The following is a 23,688-nucleotide window of genomic DNA, read 5'->3' as shown; positions in this document are numbered from 1 at the left end:
CCCTCCCGGGGTGCGGGTTTGAACCCTGTCAAACCCAATACCCAAATCGGAGAAAACACATGAGCACTATTCAAGACCGCATCGTCCGCTACGGTGAGTTGCGCCCCTGCAAAACCGCCTTCATCGACGCGCATACGCCCGGGTCCGATCAGAAGGAAAACTTCACCATCATTGGCGGCGGCGTTTCCGAAAGCCCGGACCAACATGTCCATATCACCGACCAGATCGGGTTCAACATCGGCGCTGCAGGCCAGCCGCCGAAATGCCGCAACTCCCTGCACAGTCACACCACTGCCGAAGTTTTCTTCGTGCTGAAGGGGCGTTGGCGCTTTTTCTGGGGCCGCCATGGGGATGCCGGTGAATTTGTCGCCGAGGAAGGTGATATCTTCAACATTCCGACTGGCATCTTCCGCGGTTTTGAGAACATCGGCACCGACTACGGAATGATCATGGCTGTGCTCGGCGGTGATGATGCCGGTGGCGGTGTCACATGGGCACCGCAAGTGATCGAGGACGCCCGCGACCACGGGCTGGTCCTGGGTGAAAACGGCGTGCTCTACGACAGCAAGAAAGGGGTTTCCCTGCCCGACGGCATCAACCCCATGCCCTTGCTGAGTGAGGACGAGCTGGCTGCATTCCCGGAGGTCCCTGTCGAAGCGGTCGTGCGTGACTATGTTGCGCGATACTGGGATCTGATGGCACTGGCCCGTGACAAACCGGCGAAGGTGATTGGTGCAGATGCGCTCCTTAAGGACAAACCCGGTTTCTGCGTCGATTTCCTGACCCGCGGATCTTTGCCTGCTGACATGCACAGCCATGATCAGCACACTGTGATGATGCCCGTGCGCGGCCACTGGCGGCTGCGTTGGGAGGGGGGCGAAACAACCCTCAATCCCGGCGACACGGCATTGATCAAGGCCGGTGAGACACACAGCCTGGAACCCTCCATGACCGGTGAGGCCAGCCTCTACCGGGTCACCGCCACCGATGATCCGGCCGGCGCCACCTGGACAGGCAGCTAAAGCAACTGCCCCCGCGCATACAATCGTAGCGCGGGGGCGATCTCAGGGCAGCGCCCCCGCGTCACCGATCTGATTTGAGGACACCAGGCACATGGTCAAGACAACCCACGTAGGCTCCCTTCCCCGATCACAGGAGGTGGTCGATTTCATCTTTGCCCGCGAACGGGAGCAGCCGTTTGATCAGGCGGAGTTCGATGCCTGCATGCGCGCTGCGGTCAGTGATACGGTCAGTAAACAGGTCGAGGCCGGGATTGATATTGTCAGCGATGGCGAGACCTCCAAAATTTCCTATGCCACCTATGTAAAGGACCGCTACACCGGGTTTTCCGGCGACAGTCCGCGCAACGCGCCTGCCGATCTCAAGATGTTTCCCGGGTTTCTGAAACGGCTCGCGGACGATGGCGGCACCCCGCAATATGCCCGACCCATGTGCACCGGAGAGGTCCGCTCCAAGGGGCAGGGAGAGCTGGAAAAAGATATTGCCAATCTGAAATTCGCGATGGCAGAGCATGGCGCGGATCGCGGGTTCATGAATGCCGCCTCCCCTGGTGTCATCTCCCTGTTTTTGCAGAACGATTACTATTCGACGCGCGAAGCCTATCTGGCCGCGCTCGCCGATGCGATGAAGGCCGAATATGAAACCATCGTCGGTGCCGGGCTTGACCTGCAACTGGATTGCCCGGATCTGGCGCTGTCGCGTCACATGCTGTTCACGGATCTGAGCGATGATGAGTTTGTGAAAGTCGCCCAGATGCACGTTGAAGCGCTGAATCACGCGCTGTCCGACGTGCCCGCCGAGAAGGTCCGCGTGCATATCTGCTGGGGCAACTACGAGGGGCCACATTGCTGCGATATCTCTATGGAGAAGGTCTTTGCGCCGCTGATGGCAACCAAGGCGCGTTATGTGCTGTTTGAAACCTCCAATCCCCGGCATGCCCACGAATGGACGGTGTTCCGCGACCACAAGGCGCAGATCCCCGATGACAAAGTGTTGGTGCCCGGCGTTGTCGATACCACCACAAATTTTGTCGAACACCCGGAGGTCGTCGCCCAGCGTATTGAGCGATTTACCGATATTCTGGGTCAGGACCGGGTGATTGCCGGATCAGACTGTGGCTTTGGCACATTTGCCGGGTTTGGCGCGGTTGATCCCGATATCGCCTATGCCAAACTCTCGGCCCTGTCCGAAGGCGCAAAACTCGCGGCAGGGCGGGCGTGACACCGCTCCTGCTGCTCCCCGGTATGATGTGTGATGCGCGGCTGTTTCAGCCACAGGTCGCAGCATTGTCGGGTCATGTCCCGTTGATGACTGCCCCCATCGGACAGGCCGACAGCGTGGTCGCGCTTGCGCAGTCGATACTGCAGATTGCCCCCCTGCGATTTGCCGTGGCCGGGCTGTCCATGGGCGGCATTCTCGCGATGGAGCTGATCCGGCAGGCCCCCGAACGCATTCTCGGCGCGGCCCTGATGGACACCAATCCGCTGTCCGAAACACCCGAAGTGCAAGCCCGCCGAGAGCCGCAGATGGCAGCGGCACGCGCGGGACGGCTGGAACAGGTGATGCGCGAGGAGATGAAGCCCAATTACCTGACCGAAGGCCCCAACCGGGCTCAGATTCTTGATCTCTGTATGGCAATGGCGCTCGATCTGGGACCGGAGGTATTTGTCAACCAGTCCAAGGCGCTGCGCGATCGCCCCGATCAATGCGAAACACTGCGGCAGTTCGCTCGCCCCGCGCTGGTGCTCTGTGGGCGCGATGATGCGCTCTGCCCGCCGCACCGTCATGAGCTGATGCACGAGCTGCTGCCCCAGAGCCATCTGGAAATCCTCGATGGTGCCGGTCATCTGCCGACGCTGGAAACCCCTGACCAAACCACAGCGGCCCTGCGTCGCTGGCTGGAGAGCCTATGACCCCGACACTTCTGGACCTGCTGCGCCACGTCGACACCCCTACTGTATGCAACGCGATTGAGGTCGCAGAAGGCAAACGCGGATTCAACGCCTTCACACGCGGCACCATGCTGGCCTCAGCACCCGATGCAGGCGCCATGGTCGGCTATGCGCGGACCGCCAGGATCTCGGCGCTGGCGCCCCCCACCGAGCCGCCCGAGGTGATCAAGGCACGGCGCATGGATTACTATCGCCACATGGCAAACGGCCCCCGCCCCGCCGTCACAGTGGTTGAGGATGTTGATTTTCCCAACTGCATTGGCGCCTATTGGGGTGAAATCAACACCACCGTCCACAAAGGCTTCGGTATCAGCGGCGCCTTGACCAACGGGGTGATGCGCGATCTGGGTGATCTGCCCGAGGGGTTTCCGGTCGTTGCCGGATCTATCGGCCCGTCGCATGGGTTTGTTCACGTGAAGGAAATCGGCACATCGGTCACGGTTTTTGGCCTACAGATCAACGACGGCGATCTGGTTCACGCCGATCGCCACGGCGCGCTGGTGATCCCACCAGCGGTTCTGCCGCATCTTGAGGACGCAATCCGCAAGCTGCTGGAGACGGAAAAGCTGGTGCTGGATCCCGCCCGCCAGGACGGTTTTGACTTTGAGGCATTCGAGGCCGCCTGGAGCGCATTCGAGGCCGCGCGCACTTGAGCGATCGGCCCGGAGCCGCAGATGACGCGGCCGCCAGAACCCTCCTGTCGAAGAACCACTCTGAGATAGGTATGGTGGTGCGACATTGGCCCGGCGGCAGATCCAGACGAACCTATCCAGAATTGTTAATAGAACACGGAGCTGGTCAGTTCGCGTATCTTGAAGCTTGCGGATCCCTTCATTGAGGCGGAGGCACCCGTGCTTGCCTGTCGCTAAAATCGAACCGGGCCGTCGAACCCTTAACCCACTGCGCATAGTTAACACTGATCGAACCGACAGTGGCCCCCACGGCGGCAAGCGTGGCAAACTTCTTGGCCAATACCATGTTTTGTCGCGTTCACTGAAGCGGCCACAACTGTATTGCGCTGCCTTTGATTGCGGTGGCTCCGCAGTAGACGGGGATTTGTCCGATCCCCAAAGACATCAGCTTCTCCTACCGCAACGGATCAACAGAACTCACCTTTGCGACGCCAGCCCCTATACGTGCTACCCTGTAGATCTATCATACCCCATGGTCGCCCGGTGAACGGGCTTGATTTTTGCCAGTGTTAGCGATAACGATGCCGCAACTGTCAGACCACCGGGCTTGCCCGCCGAGGGCTGCACCCACATCATTACCGGAGTTGCACATATGACCCTGAAGATAGCAATTAATGGATTTGGACGTATTGGCCGCGGCGTTTTGCGTGCTCTGCTGGAGAGCAACGCCGATGACATCACGGTTGTAGCCATCAATGATCTGTCCCCGGCGGAAACTCTGGCGCATCTGCTGAAATACGACAGCGTGCATGGCCGCCTGCGCGCCTCCGTAAAGGTGGACGGCGACACCATGCAGGTGGGCAACCACAGCATCCGCCTGACCGCGATCCGCAATCCGGAAGAACTACCCTGGCAAGACGTTGATATCGCGTATGAATGCACAGGCCTGTTTACCAGCAGTGACACTGCTGCCAAACATTTGGAAAATGGCTCCAAGCGGGTTCTGATTTCTGCACCAGGCAAGGATGTCGACCGTACCGTGGTGTTTGGTGTCAACCATGATGACCTGAGCAAGGACGACGTGATCGTCTCCAACGCCTCCTGCACCACCAATTGTCTGGCGCCGGTCGCCAAGGTTCTGGATGACACATTCGGCATCAAGACTGGGTATATGACCACCATCCACGCCTACACCGGTGATCAGCCGACCCATGACACCAGTCACAAAGATCTTTACCGGGCCCGCGCGGCTGCCCTGTCGATGATCCCCACATCGACCGGTGCGGCACGGGCGATCTCAGAAGTGCTTCCGCATCTCAAAGGTCGTTTGGAGGGGTCGGCAATCCGCGTACCGACACCCAATGTATCCGTGGTGGACCTCAGCTTCATTCCTGAGAAAGCTGCAACAGTCGACGCGATCAACGACGCAATGAAGGCGGCCTCCGAAGGGGCTCTGACTGGTATCCTGTCCTATGAGACTGACCCGTTGGTCTCCATTGATTTCAACCACGACCCGCATTCCTCCTGCTTTGCCGCGCCGCAGACCGCTGTCACTGCCGAAGGGCTGGTGCGGGTTGTCAGCTGGTATGACAATGAATGGGGGTTCTCCAACCGGATGGTCGACACCGGCCGCCACATGGGCAAGGTGATGAATGGCTGAACGCCAGACCTGCTATCGATGACTACGCAAAAAGGGCTGCCTTAGGGCAGCCCTTTCTCATAACCGGGGTGTCGCACAACGACCGTTATCCCGATGCAGCCTCTGTTATGTTCAGATGCGGAAGATTGGTTGCAGCAGGCGCGGCACCAGCGACCGGAACCGCAGCGCGGCGTCGGTTGCGGCCAGACAAATGCAGGTTTCACCCTCCTCGGCGATCGGCGTGTGTTCCAAATCATCGTCGGCAACTTCCAAATCGCCAACGCCGAAGCGCCCCGTCTCATCACGAAACGCGCCCTGCAGCACCAATGTCAGCTCCAGCCCATTGTGGCCGTGGTCCGGTACCGCCTGCCCCGACGGGATATACAACAGCCGGACGCTGCCCCCGTCGTCATGGCTCAGGATGGATTGACGCACCCCCATACCAAGGGACTTCCACTTGGGCGGCAAGCCACCAAGCGCCTGCATGACCGGCGCCGGGAAAATACCGGAACGGGTAAACTGCGGCGCCTCCTCGTAAGGCTCATCCAACTCGGCGAACACGCGATCCCGCAGATCATTCGAAAGATCCCGGGTGCCGCAGGCTTCCAACACGGAACCTCCAACAGCCTGATGCGCAGACAGCCGGGTGCGGCAACTGTCACACATCGACAGATGGGTCGCCACGACCAGCGAATAGGCATAGGGCAAATTGCCAGAGGCATAAGCCACCAACAACGGGTCAGGGATATGATGGCGTACGCCGGTCATGATAGTCCTTGTTCCTTCAACTCATGACGCAACCGCTCAAGTCCGAGGCGGATGCGGGATTTGATTGTTCCCAATGGCAGCCCGGTTTGTTCCCGAATGTCCGCATGGGTCAGCTCGCCCAGATAGGCCTTTTCGACCATCTCACGCTGGGCAGGTTTCAACCGCGCCAGGGCTGCGCGCAGCTTTGATGTTTCCTGATCCAGCGCCAGAATCTGCGCTGCATCTTCCTGTGTTTCTTCCGGAAGCTTCAGCTCTTCCGGGATTGGTCGCCGCTCTTTGCGGATCACGTCGATCTGCCTGTTGCGGGCGATCTGGTAAATCCAAGCCGACACCTGCGCCCGCTCCGGATCAAACATCGCCGCTTTGCGCCACACGGTCAGCATGACGTCTTGCACCACCTCTTCGGCCTGACTGGGCGGCATACCGGACCGGCAGACCACCCCCTTGAGGCGCGGCGCAAAATAGTCGAACAGCCGCCCAAACGCCACCTTGCAGCGGTTGTCGCGCACGGCCAGCATCCAGAGCGTCTGATCAGACAAGCTCTCCCGTTCCACTTTTTTCCTTTCGCGCAATGCACTTGTGTCACGATCTACCGTAACGGGCGGCGCAGGGGCTGCAAGAGTTGGATCGCTCAGCGTGGTCAACATGTATGCAATACGCAAGGGTTTTGTCGCTGGATCACTCTGCGCCGAATTTTTTCGTATTTCCCCCAATTCATCAAAATCTGCTGTCACCTTTTTTGATCCGCTCGGGCAGATGGCGCGTAACAACTTGAAATCACAGATGGAGACAGCATGTCCTTTGACGCATTATCATCCGCTCGCGAGCGTATCGCCGTCGTAGGCGGCGGGATTTCCGGGCTGGCCACAGCCTGGCTGCTGGCAAAGACGCATAATGTCACCCTGTTTGAGGCAGCCCCGCGGCTGGGTGGTCATGCCCGCACGGTGATGGCCGGGCGCAATGGGGATCAGCCGGTCGATACGGGCTTCATCGTCTTCAACTATGTGAATTATCCACATCTGACGTCGATGTTTCGCGACCTTGAGGTCCCGGTGGTCAAAAGTGACATGAGTTTTGGCGCCAGCATCGGTGATGGACGCGTGGAATACGGGCTGCGAGATCTTGGAGCGCTGCTCGGGCAGCGTCGCAACATCGCGCGGCCTGCTTTCTTCCGCATGGTCAGGGACATCCTGCGCTTCAACGCCAGTGCCGAACAAGTGGCCAAAAGCGACAGCGTCACCATTGGTGAGTTGGTCAATGATCTGAAATTGGGGGATTGGTTCCAGCGCTACTATCTGATGCCGATTTGTGGCGCGATATGGTCCACCCCGCCTGATGAGATCCGTGGCTTTCCTGCCCAGTCTCTGGTGCGGTTTTTCCGCAATCACGCCTTGCTCAGTGCCTCAGGTCAACACCAGTGGTGGACGGTCAAAGGTGGCAGCATCGAATACGTGCGCCGTCTGACCAGCCGACTGGAACAGATGGGCTGTCAGCTGCGTCCGGGCACCCCAGTGCGCAGTGTCGAGCGCACTGCAGACGGCGTGTGTATCCATCTGCCTGACGGCACCAGCGAGAATTTTGATCAAGTGGTCATGGCCTGCCATTCGGACGACAGCCTGCGCCTGCTGAGCCAGCCGACGCGCGCTGAACAAGCAACGTTAGGGGTCATGCGTTATCAGGACAATGAGATGATCCTGCATCATGACAGCGCACAGATGCCACGCCGCCGCGCCTGCTGGTCATCCTGGGTCTACAAGGCCGACACCCGCGATGACCGGGCAGCCATCGGCGTTACCTACTGGATGAACCGGCTTCAGAACATCGATGAAAATGACCCGCTTTTTGTCTCCCTGAACCCGGTAAAAGATGTGCAAAGCGATCTGATCTACGATCAGAAAACCTTCCGCCACCCGGTGTTTGATACCGCAGCCCTGCGCGCGCAGAGCCAGATCCACGATATCCAAGGCCAGAACAACACTTGGTTTGCAGGCGCTTACCTGCGCCACGGCTTCCATGAAGATGGCTTTGCCAGCGCGGTGCGCGTCGCACGGGGGATCGGCGCGCGCACAAAGGTGGTGGGATGACACAGTGGCCCGATCATATCGCCGGGCAGACCACCCATGCCCGTTATGGTGCTATTGCCAACAGCTTTCGCTATGGCGTGGACTATGTGCTGATTGATCCGCGTGCTAAAGACGGCCCGCTGCTGTTCTCGCGCAATCGCTTCAATTTGCTTTCGGTGCATGATCGCAATCACGGTGGCGCGCCACGTCGGGGGGCGGGGCTGCCCTGGGCGGAACGGGTCTTTGCCGACGCCGGCTTGAAGCTGGACGGGATCACCTTCCGGCTGCTGACGCAACCAAGCTATCTGGGTCACATATTCAACCCCGTCAGTTTCTGGCTCGCCTTTCGGGGCACCGCGCTGCACGCCGTGATCGCAGAGGTCAGCAATACCTTTGGCGACCGGCACAGCTATGTCTGTCACAAACCCGAATTCACCGCGATTGCCCCGTCGGACAAGTTGCAGGCAAAGAAGATATTCCACGTCTCTCCGTTTCAGCAGATCGCGGGAGACTATTGGTTCAATTTCGACATCGGGCCACGGCGGATCGCAATCCGCATCGATCACAAAAATGGTGACCAGGGAATAGTGGCGACCCTGACAGGCCCCCGCCAACCGCTGAGCAACAGCGCCGTGCTGGCTGCCAGCCTGCGCCGACCTGCCGGAACCCTGCGCACGGTTGCGCTGATCTATTGGCAGGCGCTGAAACTAAAACTGAAGGGCGCGAGCTATCGCCCCCGCCCTACCCCACCGGAACATGAGGTCAGCTGATGATTTTTCTTACCAACCGTGTGAAACACGATTTTCTCGACAGCTGCGCCCGCATCCGCAACGGCAGCCTTCGCCTGCATACGCCCGAAGGGGATGTGCATGATTTCGGCGCCGGTGCCCCGCATGCAGAAATTCAGCTGCATGACTGGAGTGCGATCACCGCTATGGCTGCCCGCGGGGATATCGGCCTCGGCGAGGCCTATGTCTCAGGACTTTGGGACAGCCCCAGCATCGAAGATGTGATCAAAGTGGCGTTGCTGAACCTCGATCATCTCACAGACTATGCCTACCCCAGCTTCTGGGCGGGGCTGAAATACCGTGTTGTAGACCGGATGCTGCGCGCCAACTCAATCAAGGGCGCGTCGCGCAACATCAAGGCGCATTATGATGTCGGCAATGAATTCTACCAGCTGTGGCTGGACGAAAGCATGACCTATTCATCGGCGCTGTTTGCCCCCGGCGACAATGATCTGGCTCGCGCCCAAACTCGCAAATATGACCGCGTGCTCAGCCGTCTGAACGCGGGGGACCGGGTGTTGGAGGTCGGCTGCGGCTGGGGCGGGTTCGCCGATCGCGCCGCTGAACAGGGCCGCCATGTCACCGGCCTGACGATCTCGCCCAGCCAGTTCGGCTATGCCGATGCACGGCTGGATGGACGGGCCGATATCCGGCTCTGCGACTATCGCAAATCGGAAGGCAAATTCGATAATATCGTCTCCATCGAGATGGTTGAGGCCGTGGGCGAACGATACTGGCCCAGCTATTTCTCCACCCTGAAAAACCGCCTCGCGGATGATGGCCGTGCCGTGGTGCAGGCGATCACGGTGCAGGACAGCTATTTCGATATCTATCGACAATCCTCGGACTATATCCGCCAATACACCTTCCCCGGTGGCATGTTGTTGTCCGATGCCATCATTTCTCATCAGGCACGCACCGCCGGGCTGAAAGTCACGGATAACTTTGCCTTTGGTCAGGATTACGCCCGCACCTGCCGCGAGTGGGCGGCCCGGCTTTCTGCCATGACAGCAAAGATCCAGGCCCTGGGTTATGGCGATGCCTTCCTGCGCAACTGGCGGTATTATCTGGAAACCTGTGCTGCGTCCTTTGAGGTCGGGCAAACCGATGTTGTACAGGTGGAGCTGGCCCATGCCTGATTCACGCCAGCTCCGTGTTACCAAGATCCGCCGGATGCGTCATCGCTCGGTCATGGCAGCTTTTGCATTGGGGCTGGCTGTGATCCTGAGCAGCTTCAGCAGCGCGGCAACGGCGGAGACAGGCCTTAGATCCCCGATCAAACTGGGTGAGGTCACCTTCCGCTGGTTCGGCCTGCCGCTATATGATGCAAGCCTGTTTGCAGAGGGTCAAAACCGCTTCGATTGGCAGACCCCCATGGCGCTAAAGCTCAGCTATCGGCGCGGGTTCACGCGGGCGCAGCTGACCAAGGCGACTGCCGCTGAACTGACCCGGCTTGAGGGGCCACGCGCAGATCAGGAGCGACTGATTGCGAAGCTGGAAACCTGCTTTCGCGATGTGGCAGCCGGGGACAGTTTTGTCGCCACCACACAGGATCCGAACCAGGTGGCCCTTTACCTAAATGGTCGGCGGACCTGTGATGTGCGCCATGCAGAGGCCCGCAAACGGTTTTTGAATATCTGGCTGTCACCCAACAGCCGGTCCGCACGCCTGTCCAGTCGGCTCAGGGGCGACTGATGCAAGCCACCCGTGTTTCCCTGTTTGCGATGATGCTGGCTGCTGCTGGCCTGCCGCTCTACATTCATCTGCCACGTTTTGCGACGGCGGAGCTTGGGGTGAGCCTGGCCACCTTGGCGGCAGTGCTGGCCGGAATACGGGTGCTTGATTTCGTGCAGGATCCGCTGCTGGGCTGGATCACCGACCGCTGGCCACAGGAGCGGGCGACCTTTGCGGCGCTGGCGGCCTTTGGGATGGCTGTGGGGTTCATCCTGCTCTACACGTATCGCCCAACTGCCGGTGGTGTGTTGCCCTGGCTGGTGATTGCATTGGCGGTACTGTTCACAGCCTACAGTCTGGGCACCGTGCTGTTTTATGGACAAAGCACCGCGCTCGCCGGCAGTCCGGAAGCGCTGATCCGACTTGCCGGATTTCGCGAGGGTGGCACATTGGTCGGGATCATTCTGGCCGCCCTCGCCCCCAGCCTGCTGGGTGCACTGGGTGCCAGTCAAGGCGGTTATCCTGCCTTTGGCGCGATGCTTGCGGGGCTTTGCATTGCGGTCTGGTGGCTGACCCGCGGTCTATGGACCACGACCCCGCGCCCGGAGCAGCCCCTGTCGATTACCGCCTTGCGTGAGGCTGGTGGCTTTCGCCTTCTGGCCTTGGCTCTGGTAAACAGCCTCCCCGTCGCCATGACCTCAACGCTGTTTCTGTTCTTTGTCGAGGACAAGCTGGCACTGCCCGATATGGCCGGTCCCTTTCTGGTGTTGTTTTTCCTCTCCGCAGGAGTTTCGGTACCGGTATGGACTCGAGCCGCTGTCCGCTATGGGGCGCGCAATGTGCTGTTTCCGGCCATGATTTTGGCGATCCTGTCATTCGTTTCCGCAGCGTTTCTGCCTGCTGGTGCCGCGCTCGGATTTGCCATGATCTGTGTCGGATCTGGCGCTGCACTCGGCGCGGATATGGTGATCCTCCCCGTGCTTTTCTCGCGCATGTTGGCGCGGGCCGGGTTGCAGGGCGGGCAGGCCTTTGGGCTCTGGTCCTTTGCCGCCAAACTGGCGCTTGCTGCGGCTGCAGTTCTGCTTCTGCCACTGCTGCAACTCAGCGGATTTACCCCCGGCGGCCAGAACAGCACCGCCGCACTCCAGACCCTGACATGGGCCTATGCCATCATTCCCTGCTGTATCAAACTCATCGCAATTGCGATGGTCCTGCGACTTCCAAGAAAGGTCACCGCACCATGAAACTCCTGCTTGTAGCGATCATCGTGGTGCTGCTGCTTGCACTGCTCCGGCCCGGTTTCGGGTTTCGCAGCCAACGCCCCCAGCACTACGCCGACACCGGTCCCGACTTCGACATCCGCACACATCTGAGCGGTGAAATGATCTCCGAAGGTATGATCTACGGTCCAATGGGACGTGTCGTATCGCGTTTTGTTGCCACGATGACCGGGGCGTGGGATGGCAACACCGGTACGTTAAGCGAGGACTTTTCCTATGCCAGCAGCGGCACGCAGCAACGCAAGTGGTTTCTCACCATGGGGGAGGACGGCGCGTTCACGGCGACCGCAGACGACATCATCGGCACCGGCGAGGGTCAGCAAACTGGTGCAACCGTGCGCCTGACCTATCGCATACGCCTCCCCGAAAGCGCAGGCGGTCATGTGCTGGACGTCACCGACTGGATGTATTTGATGGAGAACGGAACCATCATGAACCGCTCTGAAATGCGCAAGTTCGGCATCAAGGTCGCCGAACTGGTGGCCACCATCCGTCCGAAAGGAAACTAAGATGTTTGCAGGACAAACTTGGTGGATCGTCGGCGCCAGCGAAGGGTTGGGCCGCGCCATTGCCCAAAAACTGGACGCTGCCGGGGCGCGGCTGGTGCTTTCGGCCCGCAGCGAAGAACGCTTGCAGGATCTCGCGGGCGAATTGGGAAACGCCACCGCCCTCCCGCTTGATGTGACCGACAGTGATGCAATCAGCGCCGCTGTTGCCCAAATCGGCAAGGTGGATGGTATCCTCTACTGCGCAGGCGCCTACGACCCGATGCCCGCGCAGGACTGGGACGTCGACAAGGTTGAGCTGATCTGTGATGTGAACTTCATGGGGGCCATTCGTGTGGTCGGCCGAGTGGTGCCTCAGATCGTGGCCGCCAATGAGGGGCATATCGTCCTGATCGGCTCCCTCGCCGGTCATACGGGTCTTCCAGGCGCCACAGGCTATGGCGCATCCAAATCCGCCGTTATGCACATGGCGGAAAACCTCCAGGCGGATCTATTCCAGACCCCAATCAAGATCCAAGTGATCAATCCCGGTTTCATCAAGACCCGGCTGACCGAGAAAAATGACTTCAACATGCCCATGATCCAGACCCCGGATGAGGCGGCGGAAGCCTGCATGAAAGCCATGAAAAGCGGACGCTTCAGCACCAGTTTCCCGGCACCATTTGCCTGGGTGTTCACGGTCGGAAAGTACCTGCCGCGCAAGTTGTTCCTGCGCCTGATGGGAGCGGGTAAATGAGCGCGCCCCAGCACATCGTTATCGTTGGCGCCTCCGGCGGTATCGGATCGGCATTGGTGGATCATTATGCAGCGCAGTCCCCCGCCAGCCTGACCGCAGTGGCCCGCAGCGCGTTGGCGCCGCGCCCTCGGGTCGACACTCGCCGGTTGGACATCACCGATGAGGCACAGCTCTCTGACCTTGCCGACACCCTGCGCAGCCAGGGTATCGCGCCGAATCTCGTGCTCGTCGCAACCGGGGTCCTGTCCGATGAGACGGGCCTGAAACCCGAAAAAAGCTATCGGCAGCAGGATGCCGAAGCCTTCAGGAATGTATTCGAAATAAATACTTTCGCCCCTGCCATCATAGCCAAACACCTGCTCCCGATCATGCCCCGCAAGGAGCGTTCTGTCTTTGCGGCACTGTCAGCGCGCGTCGGATCAATCAGCGACAATAATCTGGGCGGCTGGCATGCCTATCGCGCGTCAAAAGCAGCGCTGAACATGCTGATCCGCAACTACGCAATCGAGACAGCACGCAGCAATGACCAGATGATCTGCGTCGGGCTGCACCCCGGCACGGTGCGAACGCCGCTTTCGGGGCCCTTCTCCAAAAATGTTCCTGAATCTGCGTTATTCGAGCCATCCCAGTCCGCAGCATATCTGGCTCAGGTCATCGACGGTCTGTGCCCCAGTGACAGCGGCCGGGTGTTTGACTGGGCGGGTAAGGAAATCCCGGCCTGATTGGGGACGGCCCGGCAGGATCAGTCTGTCCGGACTTGCCCCGTCAATCCGCATCGTGCGACAGTCAGGCGATCCCGCACATTTAGGCTTGCCCGGGTTTTGATGTGCCCGCTGTCCACAGGAAATCATCACCTTGAAATCTGTTCGGCTTCGCCTCCTTCTGCTCGCGCTCCTGCCGCTCAGCGTGGTGATGCCGCTGCTTCTGGTTGTGGCAATGGCCCGGTGGAACGCCGACTACGATAACGTTTTGATCGTCAACGTGGAAAGCGACCTGAAAATCGCTGACCAATACTTACGGCAGCTGCAGGCAAACAGCGGCGATGATTTGGCGGCCATCGCCAGTTCGACCCGATTTGCCAAGGTCCTGCGCGCGCCGCTACAGGATCAACTGAGGTTTCTGGATCAACGCAGACAGGCGCTCAGGCTCGATTTCCTTTACTATCTGCCGATGCGCAACATTGACCGTGATGCCCGTCGCTGGCCGGTCATCAACCGCGCCGCCCAAGGGGATCTGGCCTCGGAAATCGACATCTTCACTGCCGCAGATCTTGATGTGATCTCTGCCGATCTGCGCGACCGCGCCCGCATCCCGCTGATTGAGACCGAAGCGGCCGCCCCCACCACCCGCCCCGCCGAAGATCGCGGTATGGTGATCCACTCAGCTGCACCGGTGTCGAACCCCGGCAGCGAAGGCGTGCTGGTGGCGGGGAGGCTGCTGAACCGGGATCTGGACTTCATCGACACGATCAACGCCTTGGTTTATCTCGGCGACAGTCACAGGATCAGCCGCAAGGGCACCGCGACGCTGTTTCTGGGTGACACCCGCATTTCCACCAACGTTCGCCTGTTTGAGGATGTCCGCGCTCTTGGAACCCGTGTATCGCAAGCCGTACGAGATGCTGTTCTGGGAGACGGGCAAACCTGGCTAGACCGCGCCTTTGTGGTGAACGACTGGTATATCTCAGGCTATCTGCCACTGACCGACAGTTTCGGAAAACGGGTCGGCATGCTCTATGTGGGTTTCCTTGAGGCCCCGTTTGCCGCGGCCAAAGTCTCTGCCTATTGGACCGTTGTCCTGTCCTTCCTCTCGGTGCTGCTGTTGTCAGCACCGCTATTTTTGTGGCTGGCCAAGGGAATCTTTGCGCCGTTGGAGCAGATGAGCCAGACCATGGCTCGTGTGGAACGTGGTGACTTGGCGGCGCGCAATGGAAATGTGGGGCGGCGCGATGAAATCGGTCAGGTTGCAGCCCACCTCGATAGTCTGCTGGATCAGGTCCAAGACCGCGATCAGAAACTGCGCGACTGGGCGGGTGAGCTGAACGACCGCGTTGACCAGCGCACCGCAGAACTGCGCGCCGCCAATGACAAACTGGAAGCCACTTATAAGCAATTGGTGATGAGCGAAAAACTCGCCTCGATCGGGGAAATCACTGCCGGTGTCGCCCATGAGATCAACAACCCGATTGCGGTTATTCAGGGCAACGTCGATGTCATGCGGATGACACTCGGGCCTGCGACCGAGGACGTGGAAACGGAGCTGGCACTGATCGACGATCAGATTCTGCGGATCAGCGCCATCGTCAGCAAGCTGCTGCAATTCGCCCGCCCGACTGAGTTCGGCACCTTTGAAGAGAGCCTGGATCTGGCGCCTGTGGTGTCCGACTGTTTGGTGCTGGTCGATCACGTGGTAACAAAACAGGACATCGCTGTGATCGAGCACTTCGGCGAGACACCGGCGGTCCGCATTGATCCCGGCGAGCTGCAGCAGGTGGTGATCAATCTGATCCTAAACGCCGTGCAGGCGATGGAGGGCTCTGGCCAGCTCTTGCTGACTTTGCGCGAAATGGACCGGGATCATATCAGCGGTGCCTGTCTGGAGGTTGCAGATACCGGGCCAGGCATTGCGGCGAAAGACCTGCCATCTGTATTTAACCCGTTCTACACCACAAAACTGGGTGAAGGCACCGGTTTGGGCCTGTCGATCAGCCAGACTCTGATCCAACGTGCAGGCGGTGTAATCTCGGCCGAGAACCGCGTTGAAGGTGGAAAAATAATCGGCGCGGTTTTTTCAATCTGGTTGCCAGCAGTCGAGGCGCCGTCCTAAGCACAAGACCGCAAACGGCAGAACGGCAGGCGCACCGCCGGCCGCTCTCTCTCAGATCAAAGGCCCCAGCTGGCACATTTGCGATCTATGGTTTTTCGCGACACGCCGAGCCTGCGGGCTGCCTCTGCCCGGTTGCCCTCGCAGGCATCCAGAACATGCATGATGTGGCGTTGCATCACCAGATCCAGCGTATCCATCGCGGCCGACCCTGTCACCGCGCCCGTGCCTGCAAACTCCTCCGGAAAGGCGCCCAGAATGACCGAGCGTTCGATCAGATTTCGCAACTCGCGCACATTTCCCGGCCAGTCATAACGGCTGAATTTCAAGAGGGTCTCAGCGTCCAGTTCAAGCGCGGGCATCGCCAGCGTGGTGGAAAACTGCTCCATGAAGAGCGCAGCCAGCTCCACGATATCCTCAACCCGCTCACTCAGCGGCGGCATCTGGATATTCACTACATTGATCCTGTGGTACAAATCCGCCCGGAACCGTCCCTCAGCCACCGCCTGTTCCAGATCGGCATTGGTGGCAAACAAAAACCGCAGATTGAGCGGGATATCGCGTTCGGCACCGACCGGGCGGATGCGCTGATCCTCTAGCACCCGCAAGAGGGCCGCCTGCACCTGCTCCGGCATCTGCGCGACCTCATCCAGGAACAGCGTCCCCCCATCGGCATAGAGAAACAAGCCGTCCTGCCTGCGGTCCTGCGCATCCACCATGCCGAACAGCTCATGTGCGATCCGGTCCGGCGCAATCGCAGCGCAGTTGACTGCAACAAAGGGTTTTTCCGCCCGGTCCGACAGCGAATGCAGCGTCCGCGCGGCGATTTCCTTGCCCGTACCGCTGGCGCCCGTGAACAGAACCGGTGTGGGCAGCGGTGCCAGCCGGGTGATCATGTCGCGCGCGGTCTGAATCGCCGGGGATTTCCCCAACAGCCGCCCGCGTGTTGCCGTGCCTTCGGCAGAGAGCGCATGTTTCAGCAGATAATTCTCCTGCCGCAGATGCTTTCGATCCAGCGCGCGCGCGACTGAGTTCAGGATCTGGTTGGCGCGGAACGGCTTCAGAACGAAATCCGCGACGCCGACCCTTAGGGCCTGAATGGCGGTTTCCAGATCCGCATAGGCGGTGACCAGAACCGTGTCCGCAAACAGGCCGACCTTATGCTGCTCCTGCACCCACTCCAGCCCCGTCTTGCCCGGCATGATATTGTCGAGGATGATCAGATCGAAATGCGCCTGATCCAGTATATTCGATGCCTCTGTGGCCGAGGCCGCCTGCTCCACCCGTTTGCAACGAGGGGTCAGGATCTTTGTCATGAAGTTGCGCATGCCGGGTTCGTCGTCGATCACCAGTATCGACGCACCAGCAAGGTTTTCCCCATATTCATCGCGGGGCAGCGGCGCAGCTGTCAGCACGGTCAGTCCAGTCGCACAGAGGGGCCGGAATGCACCTCTTCAGCGGCAAATCCTGCCTGATCCAGCGCGAAATTCGCACCGGCAGCAATCACGATGATGGCGGCAAATCCCGTCAACATGGCTTTCATTTGGTCACTTCTCCACCTTGGTTGCGCGTTTCAGAAACGCAATCAAATCACGCCGGTCCTGCGGATCCGTAATCCGCTGCATCGGCATCTTGGAACCCGGAATATAGTGATCCGGCCCCAGATCGAAGAGGGCATCGATCGTCACCTCTCCCCAAATTATATCAGATCCATCAAGGACCTCTGAATATCGATACCCGGCCAACGTTCCCGCCGGACGGCCAAAGACGTCATGCAGACTTGGTCCCGCTTTACGGCTGTCCCCGGGGTCAAGCGCGTGGCAGATGGAACATTTGCGCATAAATTGCCGCTCCCCGTTGGGCATCGTGGCCGGGTCTTTCAGAAACCCGCGGTTGCCCGCAATCTGCGCTTCAGCCTCCCCCATCAGCGCAACAGGCCAGCCATAGGCCAGATCATCCAGCCCCGCCGCCCATATCGTCTGCCCGTCCGGTGCGAAATCCAATGCCCAGACCGGCCCCGCACGGGTGGCACGAAAATCGGAGCTGATGCGCCAGGTCTCCGTATCTACCATCATGATATAGCCCTGCCCGTCCCCCACGGCGAGCTGCGCTGTCTCCGCGTGATGCGCCATTGCCAGAATGGGCCGCCGCTCCAGCGTGAAATCCGCAACCGGATCGCCGCTCTGACTGTCAACAACACGGGTGGCACCATCCACAGCCCCATAGGCCAGCCAATCGCCATCCGGCCCCAGCACCAGCTGGTTGATCCCGAACCCCTGATCCACCAGCCGACGCGGCGGGCTGTCGACATTCTCGTAGACTAGGATCTGCCCACTCATGGTTGCCGCATAGATAGATCCGTCCGATCCGACCGCAACATCGTTGATCCCGCTGCCAACCGTGATCCGCCGCTCGGAGCCATCATCAAGCGGCCACAGGCCGATCTCCCCATCCCAGCTGGCCGACACAAGGGTGTCACCGTTCGGTACCACGGCCAGCGCCCGGATTTTGCCCTGATGCCGCCCGATCAGCTCTGCCTTAGCGCTGCCCTGAGGCCAGAGGTAGAGCGCAAAATCATCTCCTGCGGTGACCAGTCGCCCGGCATCAATGAATGCAAGTGCGGTCACAGCCGCGTCATGACCCTCAAGCCAGCGCGGGCTGCGATCATGCCACAGCCCCACCGCATTGTCGAAACTGCCGGTGGCCACCTGCCCCTCCGGCGACACCGCCAGCGCCATAACTGGGCCGCCATGACCCTTCAATGTGGTGAATTCATCTGCGTCCGCGTATCCGCTGACACCCATCACCGACAGCACTGCCGCCCCCCAAATAGCGCAGATTTTGTGGGACACACCGGCGCGTGCTGACATGTGACGGGCCACCGCCGTTCACTCCGCCGGTGTTGCGCCCTTGGCGCCGTCGCTGCCGTCAGGGGTCACTTCGCCTTTTTTGCGCATCTCCTCTAGCCAGAGAGAGTGGTGTTGATGCGCCCAAGCCTCATCCACATCGCCGCTGCCCATGGCGTCAAAGGCGCCTTCCATGCCAAGTGACCCGATGTAGATATGTGCCAGAATGATCGCCATCAGCACAAAGCTGAGGATCGCGTGCCAGCTCTGCGCCAGCTGCATTTCCTCCTGCGGTGCCAGTTCAACCGGCAGCGTTCCATATCCCACAAGCTGTGGCAGCCCCAGATCGTTCAGAATGGCAAAGGTCTTGGCAAAAAGCTGAATTTCAAACGGGAACAGCAACGACAGTCCCGAGACGGAAATGGAGACACCGAAGACGATCACCGACCAGAAGATCAATTTCTGACCAAAGTTGAATTTTTTCGCCGGCGGGTGCGATTTACCGACGATACCGCCCATCTGGCGGATCCACACCAGATCTGTCCGGTTCGGAATATTATGGGCGACCCACATGACAAACACCATGACCAGCGCCAGCATGAATGCCCAAGAGACGTTGTTGTGCACCCATTTGCTCCAGATCAGCAGGCCTGCATTGATCTCCTTGCCGAGATAAGGCGCAATCACCAGACGGCCAAACAGGCTGGCCAACCCAGTAAGGCCAAGGAGGATAAACGACCCCGCCAGCATCCAATGGGCAAACCGTTCGATGAACTGAAACCGCGTTACGCTGCGCCCGGTTGCGGGCTCGTGAATGCGGATGCGACCGCGCAGCAGATAAAACAGGGCCAGCGCCGCAATGGTGCCCAGCAGCAGCCAGCCACCGTAGGTGCGCAACGGCCCCTCGCGGAAGGTCAGCCAGCGCATGCCACCATCCTGCACCAGCACAGCGGCCACATCGCCGCCTGCCGACACGCGCAGGTCAGCAGCGTTATAGCGGATTGCGCGCCACAACTCAGGGTCAGACGCGCCGCCAAGCGTGCCCAGCTGTTCCGTCAACCCAGCCCCTAGTGCCGCCGCGCCCGTGTCATCACTGCGAAAGCTGTCGTCGATTTTTTCCCCGCGCTGCCGCGCCAGAATATCCTCAAGCGTCTGCGCGCCGCCTGTGGCACTGCGATCTGGCACAGCACCCGCCGCAGGGGCATCTGGTGCGTCCTGCGCCGCAGCGACCCCCGCGATCAACGTCAGTTGCATCAAAATTGCAAAGGCGATGCGCAGCATGGGCCACACTCCTTCATGGGTTGTCTTGGAAACTGAATATGGAAACAGGACGGCCCGCGCGGGCGGGCCATCCCATCATGTCAAAGAGGATTGTGATCAGCCGCCCTTCTGGTCATAGGCTGTACCCCAGCCCCAGGCACCGGAGCCAAAGCCACGGGCCACCACACGTTCGCGGTAGACAGCGGAAACCACATCCCCGTCACCCGCCAGCAGCGCCTTGGTCGAGCACATCTCGGCACAGATGGGCAGCTTGCCCTCGGCGATCCGGTTGCGGCCGTATTTGGAGAACTCCGCATTGGAATGCGTCTCCTCAGGGCCACCGGCGCAGAAGGTGCATTTGTCCATCTTGCCACGGCTGCCAAAGTTGCCTGCCTGCGGATATTGCGGCGCGCCAAAGGGGCACGCGTAGAAGCAATAGCCGCAGCCAATGCAGAGATCCTTGGAGTGCAGGACCACGCCTTCCTCGTTCTGGTAGAAGCAGTCGACCGGGCACACCGCCATACAGGGCGCGTCCGAGCAATGCATACAGGCGACCGAGATCGACCGCTCGCCGGGCTTGCCATCATTGATGGTCACCACCCGGCGCCGGTTGATACCCCAAGGCACCTCGTGCTCGTTCTTACAGGCCGTGACACAGGCGTTGCATTCAATGCAGCGTTCGGCGTCACAGAGAAACTTCGCTCTTGCCATATCTCTTTCTCCTTATGCTGCGCTGATCTTGCAGAGAGTACACTTGCTCTCCTGCATCTGGGTCACGCTGTCATAGCCATAGGTCTGCGCGGTGTTGGCACTTTCGCCCAAGACATAGGGGTCAGCTCCATCGGGGTATTTGTCGCGCAGATCTTCACCCTGGTAGTGACCGCCAAAGTGGAACGGCATGAAGGCAACGCCCTCTCCGACCCGCTCTGTGACCATTGCCATGACCTTGACCTTGCCGCCCTCCGGACCTTCGACCCAGACCTGCGATCCATCCCGAACGCCGATATTGTTGGCATCGCGCGGGTGGATTTCGACAAACATGTCCTGCTGCAGTTCTGCCAGCCACGGATTGGACCGGGTTTCCTCGCCGCCGCCTTCGTATTCGACCAGACGACCAGAGGTCAGGATGATCGGATATTCCTTGGAGACGTCGTTTTTCTGGATCGACGCATAGAGGGTCGGCAACCGGTAGGAATGACGGTCCTCATATGTCGGGTAGTCTTCGACCAGATCCCGGCGGTTGGTATAAAGCGGCTCGCGGTGGATGGGAACCGGATCCGGGAAGGTCCAGACCACGGCCCGCGCCTTGGCATTGCCGAAGGGCGCACACTCATGGGCAATCGCTACCCGCTGGATGCCACCGGACAAATCCGTCTTCCAGTTCACCTTGGCGACTTTGTCGTCGTAGTCCGACGGGAAGGGCGACATGCTTTGTTCCCCAACTTCATGGGTGTAGTCGGCAAAGCCGTCCACTCCAGCCGCCTTGGCGATGAACGCCCGCTCACTTGGGGTCAGTTCGGTGTGCCAGCCCAGATCCTTCAGCATCTGATAGGTGAATTCGGGATAGCCATCCTGAATATCCGACCCTGCAGAATAGACACCCTCAGCCAGAAGGTTGTCGCCATCCCGCTCCACGCCGAAACGCGCGCGGAAGGTCAGGCCACCTTCGGACACCGGTTTGGACATATCATAGAGGTTCGGCGTCCCCGGATGACCCATTTCGGCGGTGCCCCAGCAGGGCCAGGGCATACCGTAGTAGTCCCCGTCAGCAGGACCACCCACGGCCCGCAGCGTGGTGCGGTCAAAGGTATGCTGATTGGCCATATGCAACTTCATCCGCTCCGGTGATTGACCGGTGTAGCCGATGGTCCACATACCCTTGTTGAATTCGCGCGTGATGCTTTCGACATTCGGGGTTTCGGCGTCTTCCATCTCAATATTGCGGAAGAGCCGGTCGCCCCAGCCGAACTTGTTCGCGAACTTGGCGATGATCACATGATCTGGCAGGCTCTCGAACAGCGGATCGACGATCTTGTCACGCCACTGCAAAGACCGGTTCGACGCGGTGACCGATCCACGGGTCTCGAACTGGGTACAGGCGGGCAGCAGGTAAACACCATCGGTGCGATCATGCAGCACGGCAGAGACGGTGGGATACGGGTCAACAACGACCAGCATGTCCAGCTTCTCCATCGCCGTCTTCATCTCCGTCATACGGGTCTGAGAGTTCGGCGCGTGGCCCCACAGAACCATGGCCCGCACGTTGTTCGGCTGATCCATGTTGTCCTTGTCTTCAAGGATACCGTCGATCCAGCGGCTGACCGGGATACCCGTCAGGTTCTGCAGCGATTTGTCTTTGCCGTCGGCTCCCTTGATGGAGTCAAACTGCGCCGACAGCCACTCACCATCCTCGCCCCAGACACGGCCCCAATGGGCCCAGGCGCCTTTGGAAAGGCCATAGTAACCCGGCAAGGTGTGGCTCAGAACGCCAAGATCGGTTGCGCCCTGCACATTGTCATGGCCACGGAAGATATTGGTGCCGCCACCCGAGGTGCCCATGTTCCCCAGCGCAAGCTGAAGGATGCAATAGGCGCGGGTGTTGTTGTTACCGGTGGTGTGCTGAGTGCCACCCATACACCAGATCACAGTGCCGGGACGGTTGTTGGCCAATGTCCGCGCCACACGCTTCAGCTGGCTGCCGGGGGTGCCGGTCACACGTTCGACTTCCTCAGGCGTCCATTTGGCCACTTCTTCGCGGATCTGATCCATGCCCCAGACACGGGTGCGGATGAATTCCTTGTCTTCCCAGCTGTTGTCAAAGATGTGCCACAGGATGCCCCAGACCAGCGCCACATCGGTGCCGGGACGGAAGCGCACATATTCGTCGGCATGAGCCGCCGTGCGGGTAAAGCGCGGATCACATACGATCAGCGGCGCGTTGTTCTGCTCCTTGGCCTTCAGCACGTGCAACAGCGAGACGGGATGCGCCTCTGCCGGGTTGCCACCGATGATGAAGATGGCCTTGGAGTTATGGATGTCATTGTAGCTGTTGGTCATGGCGCCGTAGCCCCATGTATTTGCAACACCTGCAACGGTGGTCGAGTGACAGATCCGCGCCTGATGGTCGACGTTATTGGTGCCCCAATAGGCGGCGAATTTGCGGAACAGATAGGCCTGTTCGTTGTTGTGCTTGGCTGACCCCAGCCAGTAGACGGAGTCCGGCCCGCTTTCTTCGCGGATCTGCATCATGCCGTCGCCGATCTCGTTGATCGCCTGTTCCCAGCTGATGCGCTTCCACTCTCCGCCTTCTTTCTTCATCGGGTACTTCAGGCGGCGTTCACCATGGGCGTGTTCGCGCACGGAGGCCCCTTTGGCGCAATGGGCACCAAGGTTGAACGGGCTGTCCCAACCGGGTTCCTGACCGGTCCAGACGCCGTTTTGCACCTCTGCCACGACGGTACAGCCGACCGAACAGTGGGTGCAGACAGATTTGACGGTTTCCACCGCGCCTGCCGCAGCGGTTGCGGCATTCGCCTTGGTGACTGAGCCACCTGTGGCGCTGATGGCGGCAAGGCCACCAATGGCCAGGCCGGATCCGCGCAAAAACGCGCGGCGGTCAACGGAGATTTCCGCAACCTTGGACAGGATACTGGTCCGCTGGGGGCGTCGCGCAACCCCGTTGGTCTTTTTCCTAAGCATGT

Annotated in this window: 22 protein-coding genes; 14 read left to right on the top strand and 8 right to left on the bottom strand. The window is 60.0% G+C overall.

The features are described from left to right. Nucleotides 1-59 precede the first annotated feature (59 nt). From OO25_RS08305 to gap, 5 genes are all read left to right on the top strand, one after another. Nucleotides 60-1,022, top strand: a complete 963-nt coding sequence (locus OO25_RS08305; RefSeq protein WP_040175457.1) for a cupin domain-containing protein — start codon at nt 60-62, stop codon at nt 1,020-1,022. A 91-nt stretch (nt 1,023-1,113) separates the two neighbouring features. Beyond that, the gene (locus OO25_RS08300; RefSeq protein WP_040179616.1) at nt 1,114-2,241 is read left to right on the top strand and encodes a cobalamin-independent methionine synthase II family protein; all 1,128 of its coding nucleotides are present in this window, start codon (nt 1,114-1,116) and stop codon (nt 2,239-2,241) included. Beyond that, complete coding sequence (locus OO25_RS08295) at nt 2,238-2,933, top strand: alpha/beta fold hydrolase (protein WP_040179614.1); 696 nt, start codon at nt 2,238-2,240, stop codon at nt 2,931-2,933. The genes OO25_RS08300 and OO25_RS08295 overlap by 4 nt, the downstream gene beginning before the upstream one ends. Next, on the top strand, nt 2,930-3,625 hold the full coding sequence (locus tag OO25_RS08290) for an RraA family protein (RefSeq protein ID WP_040179613.1): 696 nt from the start codon (nt 2,930-2,932) through the stop codon (nt 3,623-3,625). Before OO25_RS08295 ends, OO25_RS08290 begins: the two co-directional genes overlap by 4 nt. A gap of 631 nt (nt 3,626-4,256) precedes the next feature. Next, entirely contained in the window at nt 4,257-5,264 is a 1,008-nt protein-coding gene (gene gap / locus OO25_RS08285; RefSeq protein ID WP_040179611.1) for a type I glyceraldehyde-3-phosphate dehydrogenase, read from the top strand. 111 nt (nt 5,265-5,375) lie between these two features. On the opposite strand, the gene OO25_RS08280 is transcribed toward gap, so the two are convergent. Together OO25_RS08280 and OO25_RS08275 are read right to left on the bottom strand one after the other, a co-directional pair. After that, entirely contained in the window at nt 5,376-6,011 is a 636-nt protein-coding gene (locus OO25_RS08280) for a ChrR family anti-sigma-E factor (RefSeq protein WP_040179610.1), read from the bottom strand. Continuing rightward, nucleotides 6,008-6,658 carry a sigma-70 family RNA polymerase sigma factor gene (locus OO25_RS08275; protein ID WP_040175466.1) on the bottom strand — a complete coding sequence of 217 codons (651 nt, stop codon included), beginning with the start codon at nt 6,656-6,658 and terminating at the stop codon, nt 6,008-6,010. The genes OO25_RS08280 and OO25_RS08275 overlap by 4 nt, the downstream gene beginning before the upstream one ends. Nucleotides 6,659-6,805: 147 nt before the next feature. Between OO25_RS08275 and OO25_RS08270 the strand changes: the two genes are divergently transcribed. The 9 genes from OO25_RS08270 to OO25_RS08230 all read left to right on the top strand — a co-directional run bounded on the left by OO25_RS08270 (nt 6,806) and on the right by OO25_RS08230 (nt 15,884). After that, nucleotides 6,806-8,095 carry an NAD(P)/FAD-dependent oxidoreductase gene (locus tag OO25_RS08270; protein WP_040179609.1) on the top strand — a complete coding sequence of 430 codons (1,290 nt, stop codon included), beginning with the start codon at nt 6,806-6,808 and terminating at the stop codon, nt 8,093-8,095. Further along, nucleotides 8,092-8,844: a DUF1365 domain-containing protein gene (locus OO25_RS08265; protein WP_040179608.1), complete on the top strand. Its 753-nt coding sequence runs from the start codon at nt 8,092-8,094 to the stop codon at nt 8,842-8,844. Before OO25_RS08270 ends, OO25_RS08265 begins: the two co-directional genes overlap by 4 nt. Further along, the gene (locus OO25_RS08260; RefSeq protein ID WP_040179606.1) at nt 8,844-10,001 is read left to right on the top strand and encodes a cyclopropane-fatty-acyl-phospholipid synthase family protein; all 1,158 of its coding nucleotides are present in this window, start codon (nt 8,844-8,846) and stop codon (nt 9,999-10,001) included. The genes OO25_RS08265 and OO25_RS08260 overlap by 1 nt, the downstream gene beginning before the upstream one ends. Then, nucleotides 9,994-10,557, top strand: coding sequence for a chalcone isomerase family protein (locus OO25_RS08255; protein ID WP_040179605.1), 564 nt, complete (start codon nt 9,994-9,996; stop codon nt 10,555-10,557). The genes OO25_RS08260 and OO25_RS08255 overlap by 8 nt, the downstream gene beginning before the upstream one ends. After that, on the top strand, nt 10,557-11,780 hold the full coding sequence (locus tag OO25_RS08250; protein WP_040179604.1) for an MFS transporter: 1,224 nt from the start codon (nt 10,557-10,559) through the stop codon (nt 11,778-11,780). The genes OO25_RS08255 and OO25_RS08250 overlap by 1 nt, the downstream gene beginning before the upstream one ends. Next, the gene (locus OO25_RS08245; RefSeq protein ID WP_040179602.1) at nt 11,777-12,325 is read left to right on the top strand and encodes a DUF3833 domain-containing protein; all 549 of its coding nucleotides are present in this window, start codon (nt 11,777-11,779) and stop codon (nt 12,323-12,325) included. The genes OO25_RS08250 and OO25_RS08245 overlap by 4 nt, the downstream gene beginning before the upstream one ends. Before the next feature lies 1 nt (nt 12,326). After that, nucleotides 12,327-13,058 (top strand): SDR family oxidoreductase, encoded by a 732-nt coding sequence (locus tag OO25_RS08240; RefSeq protein ID WP_040179600.1) that lies wholly within the window; start codon nt 12,327-12,329, stop codon nt 13,056-13,058. Continuing rightward, nucleotides 13,055-13,780, top strand: a complete 726-nt coding sequence (locus tag OO25_RS08235) for an SDR family NAD(P)-dependent oxidoreductase (protein WP_040179599.1) — start codon at nt 13,055-13,057, stop codon at nt 13,778-13,780. The genes OO25_RS08240 and OO25_RS08235 overlap by 4 nt, the downstream gene beginning before the upstream one ends. Nucleotides 13,781-13,913: 133 nt before the next feature. Further along, nucleotides 13,914-15,884, top strand: a complete 1,971-nt coding sequence (locus tag OO25_RS08230) for a cache domain-containing protein (protein WP_040179598.1) — start codon at nt 13,914-13,916, stop codon at nt 15,882-15,884. Between the two features lie 56 nt (nt 15,885-15,940). Here OO25_RS08230 and OO25_RS08225 read toward each other — a convergent pair whose 3' ends face one another. From OO25_RS08225 to OO25_RS08205, 6 genes are all read right to left on the bottom strand, one after another. Next, complete coding sequence (locus tag OO25_RS08225) at nt 15,941-17,302, bottom strand: sigma-54 dependent transcriptional regulator (protein WP_040179596.1); 1,362 nt, start codon at nt 17,300-17,302, stop codon at nt 15,941-15,943. Next, nucleotides 17,299-17,424, bottom strand: coding sequence for a hypothetical protein (locus tag OO25_RS23365; protein WP_255352594.1), 126 nt, complete (start codon nt 17,422-17,424; stop codon nt 17,299-17,301). The genes OO25_RS08225 and OO25_RS23365 overlap by 4 nt, the downstream gene beginning before the upstream one ends. A 4-nt stretch (nt 17,425-17,428) precedes the next feature. Continuing rightward, a complete protein-coding gene (locus OO25_RS08220; RefSeq protein ID WP_040179594.1) occupies nt 17,429-18,751 on the bottom strand; it encodes a c-type cytochrome in 1,323 nt (440 codons plus the stop codon). 18 nt (nt 18,752-18,769) lie between these two features. Next, nucleotides 18,770-20,008, bottom strand: a complete 1,239-nt coding sequence (locus OO25_RS08215) for a formate dehydrogenase subunit gamma (RefSeq protein WP_040179592.1) — start codon at nt 20,006-20,008, stop codon at nt 18,770-18,772. Between the two features lie 96 nt (nt 20,009-20,104). Then, on the bottom strand, nt 20,105-20,698 hold the full coding sequence (gene fdh3B, locus OO25_RS08210) for a formate dehydrogenase FDH3 subunit beta (RefSeq protein WP_014875661.1): 594 nt from the start codon (nt 20,696-20,698) through the stop codon (nt 20,105-20,107). Between the two features lie 12 nt (nt 20,699-20,710). After that, nucleotides 20,711-23,686 (bottom strand): formate dehydrogenase subunit alpha, encoded by a 2,976-nt coding sequence (locus OO25_RS08205; RefSeq protein WP_040179589.1) that lies wholly within the window; start codon nt 23,684-23,686, stop codon nt 20,711-20,713. Between the last annotated feature and the right edge of the window lie 2 nt (nt 23,687-23,688).

Origin of the sequence: Phaeobacter sp. S60 (assembly GCF_000826845.1) — a bacterium.
In the GTDB taxonomy this organism is placed as follows: domain Bacteria; phylum Pseudomonadota; class Alphaproteobacteria; order Rhodobacterales; family Rhodobacteraceae; genus Phaeobacter; species Phaeobacter piscinae.
This window is presented reverse-complemented; position numbering and strand designations above follow the sequence as displayed.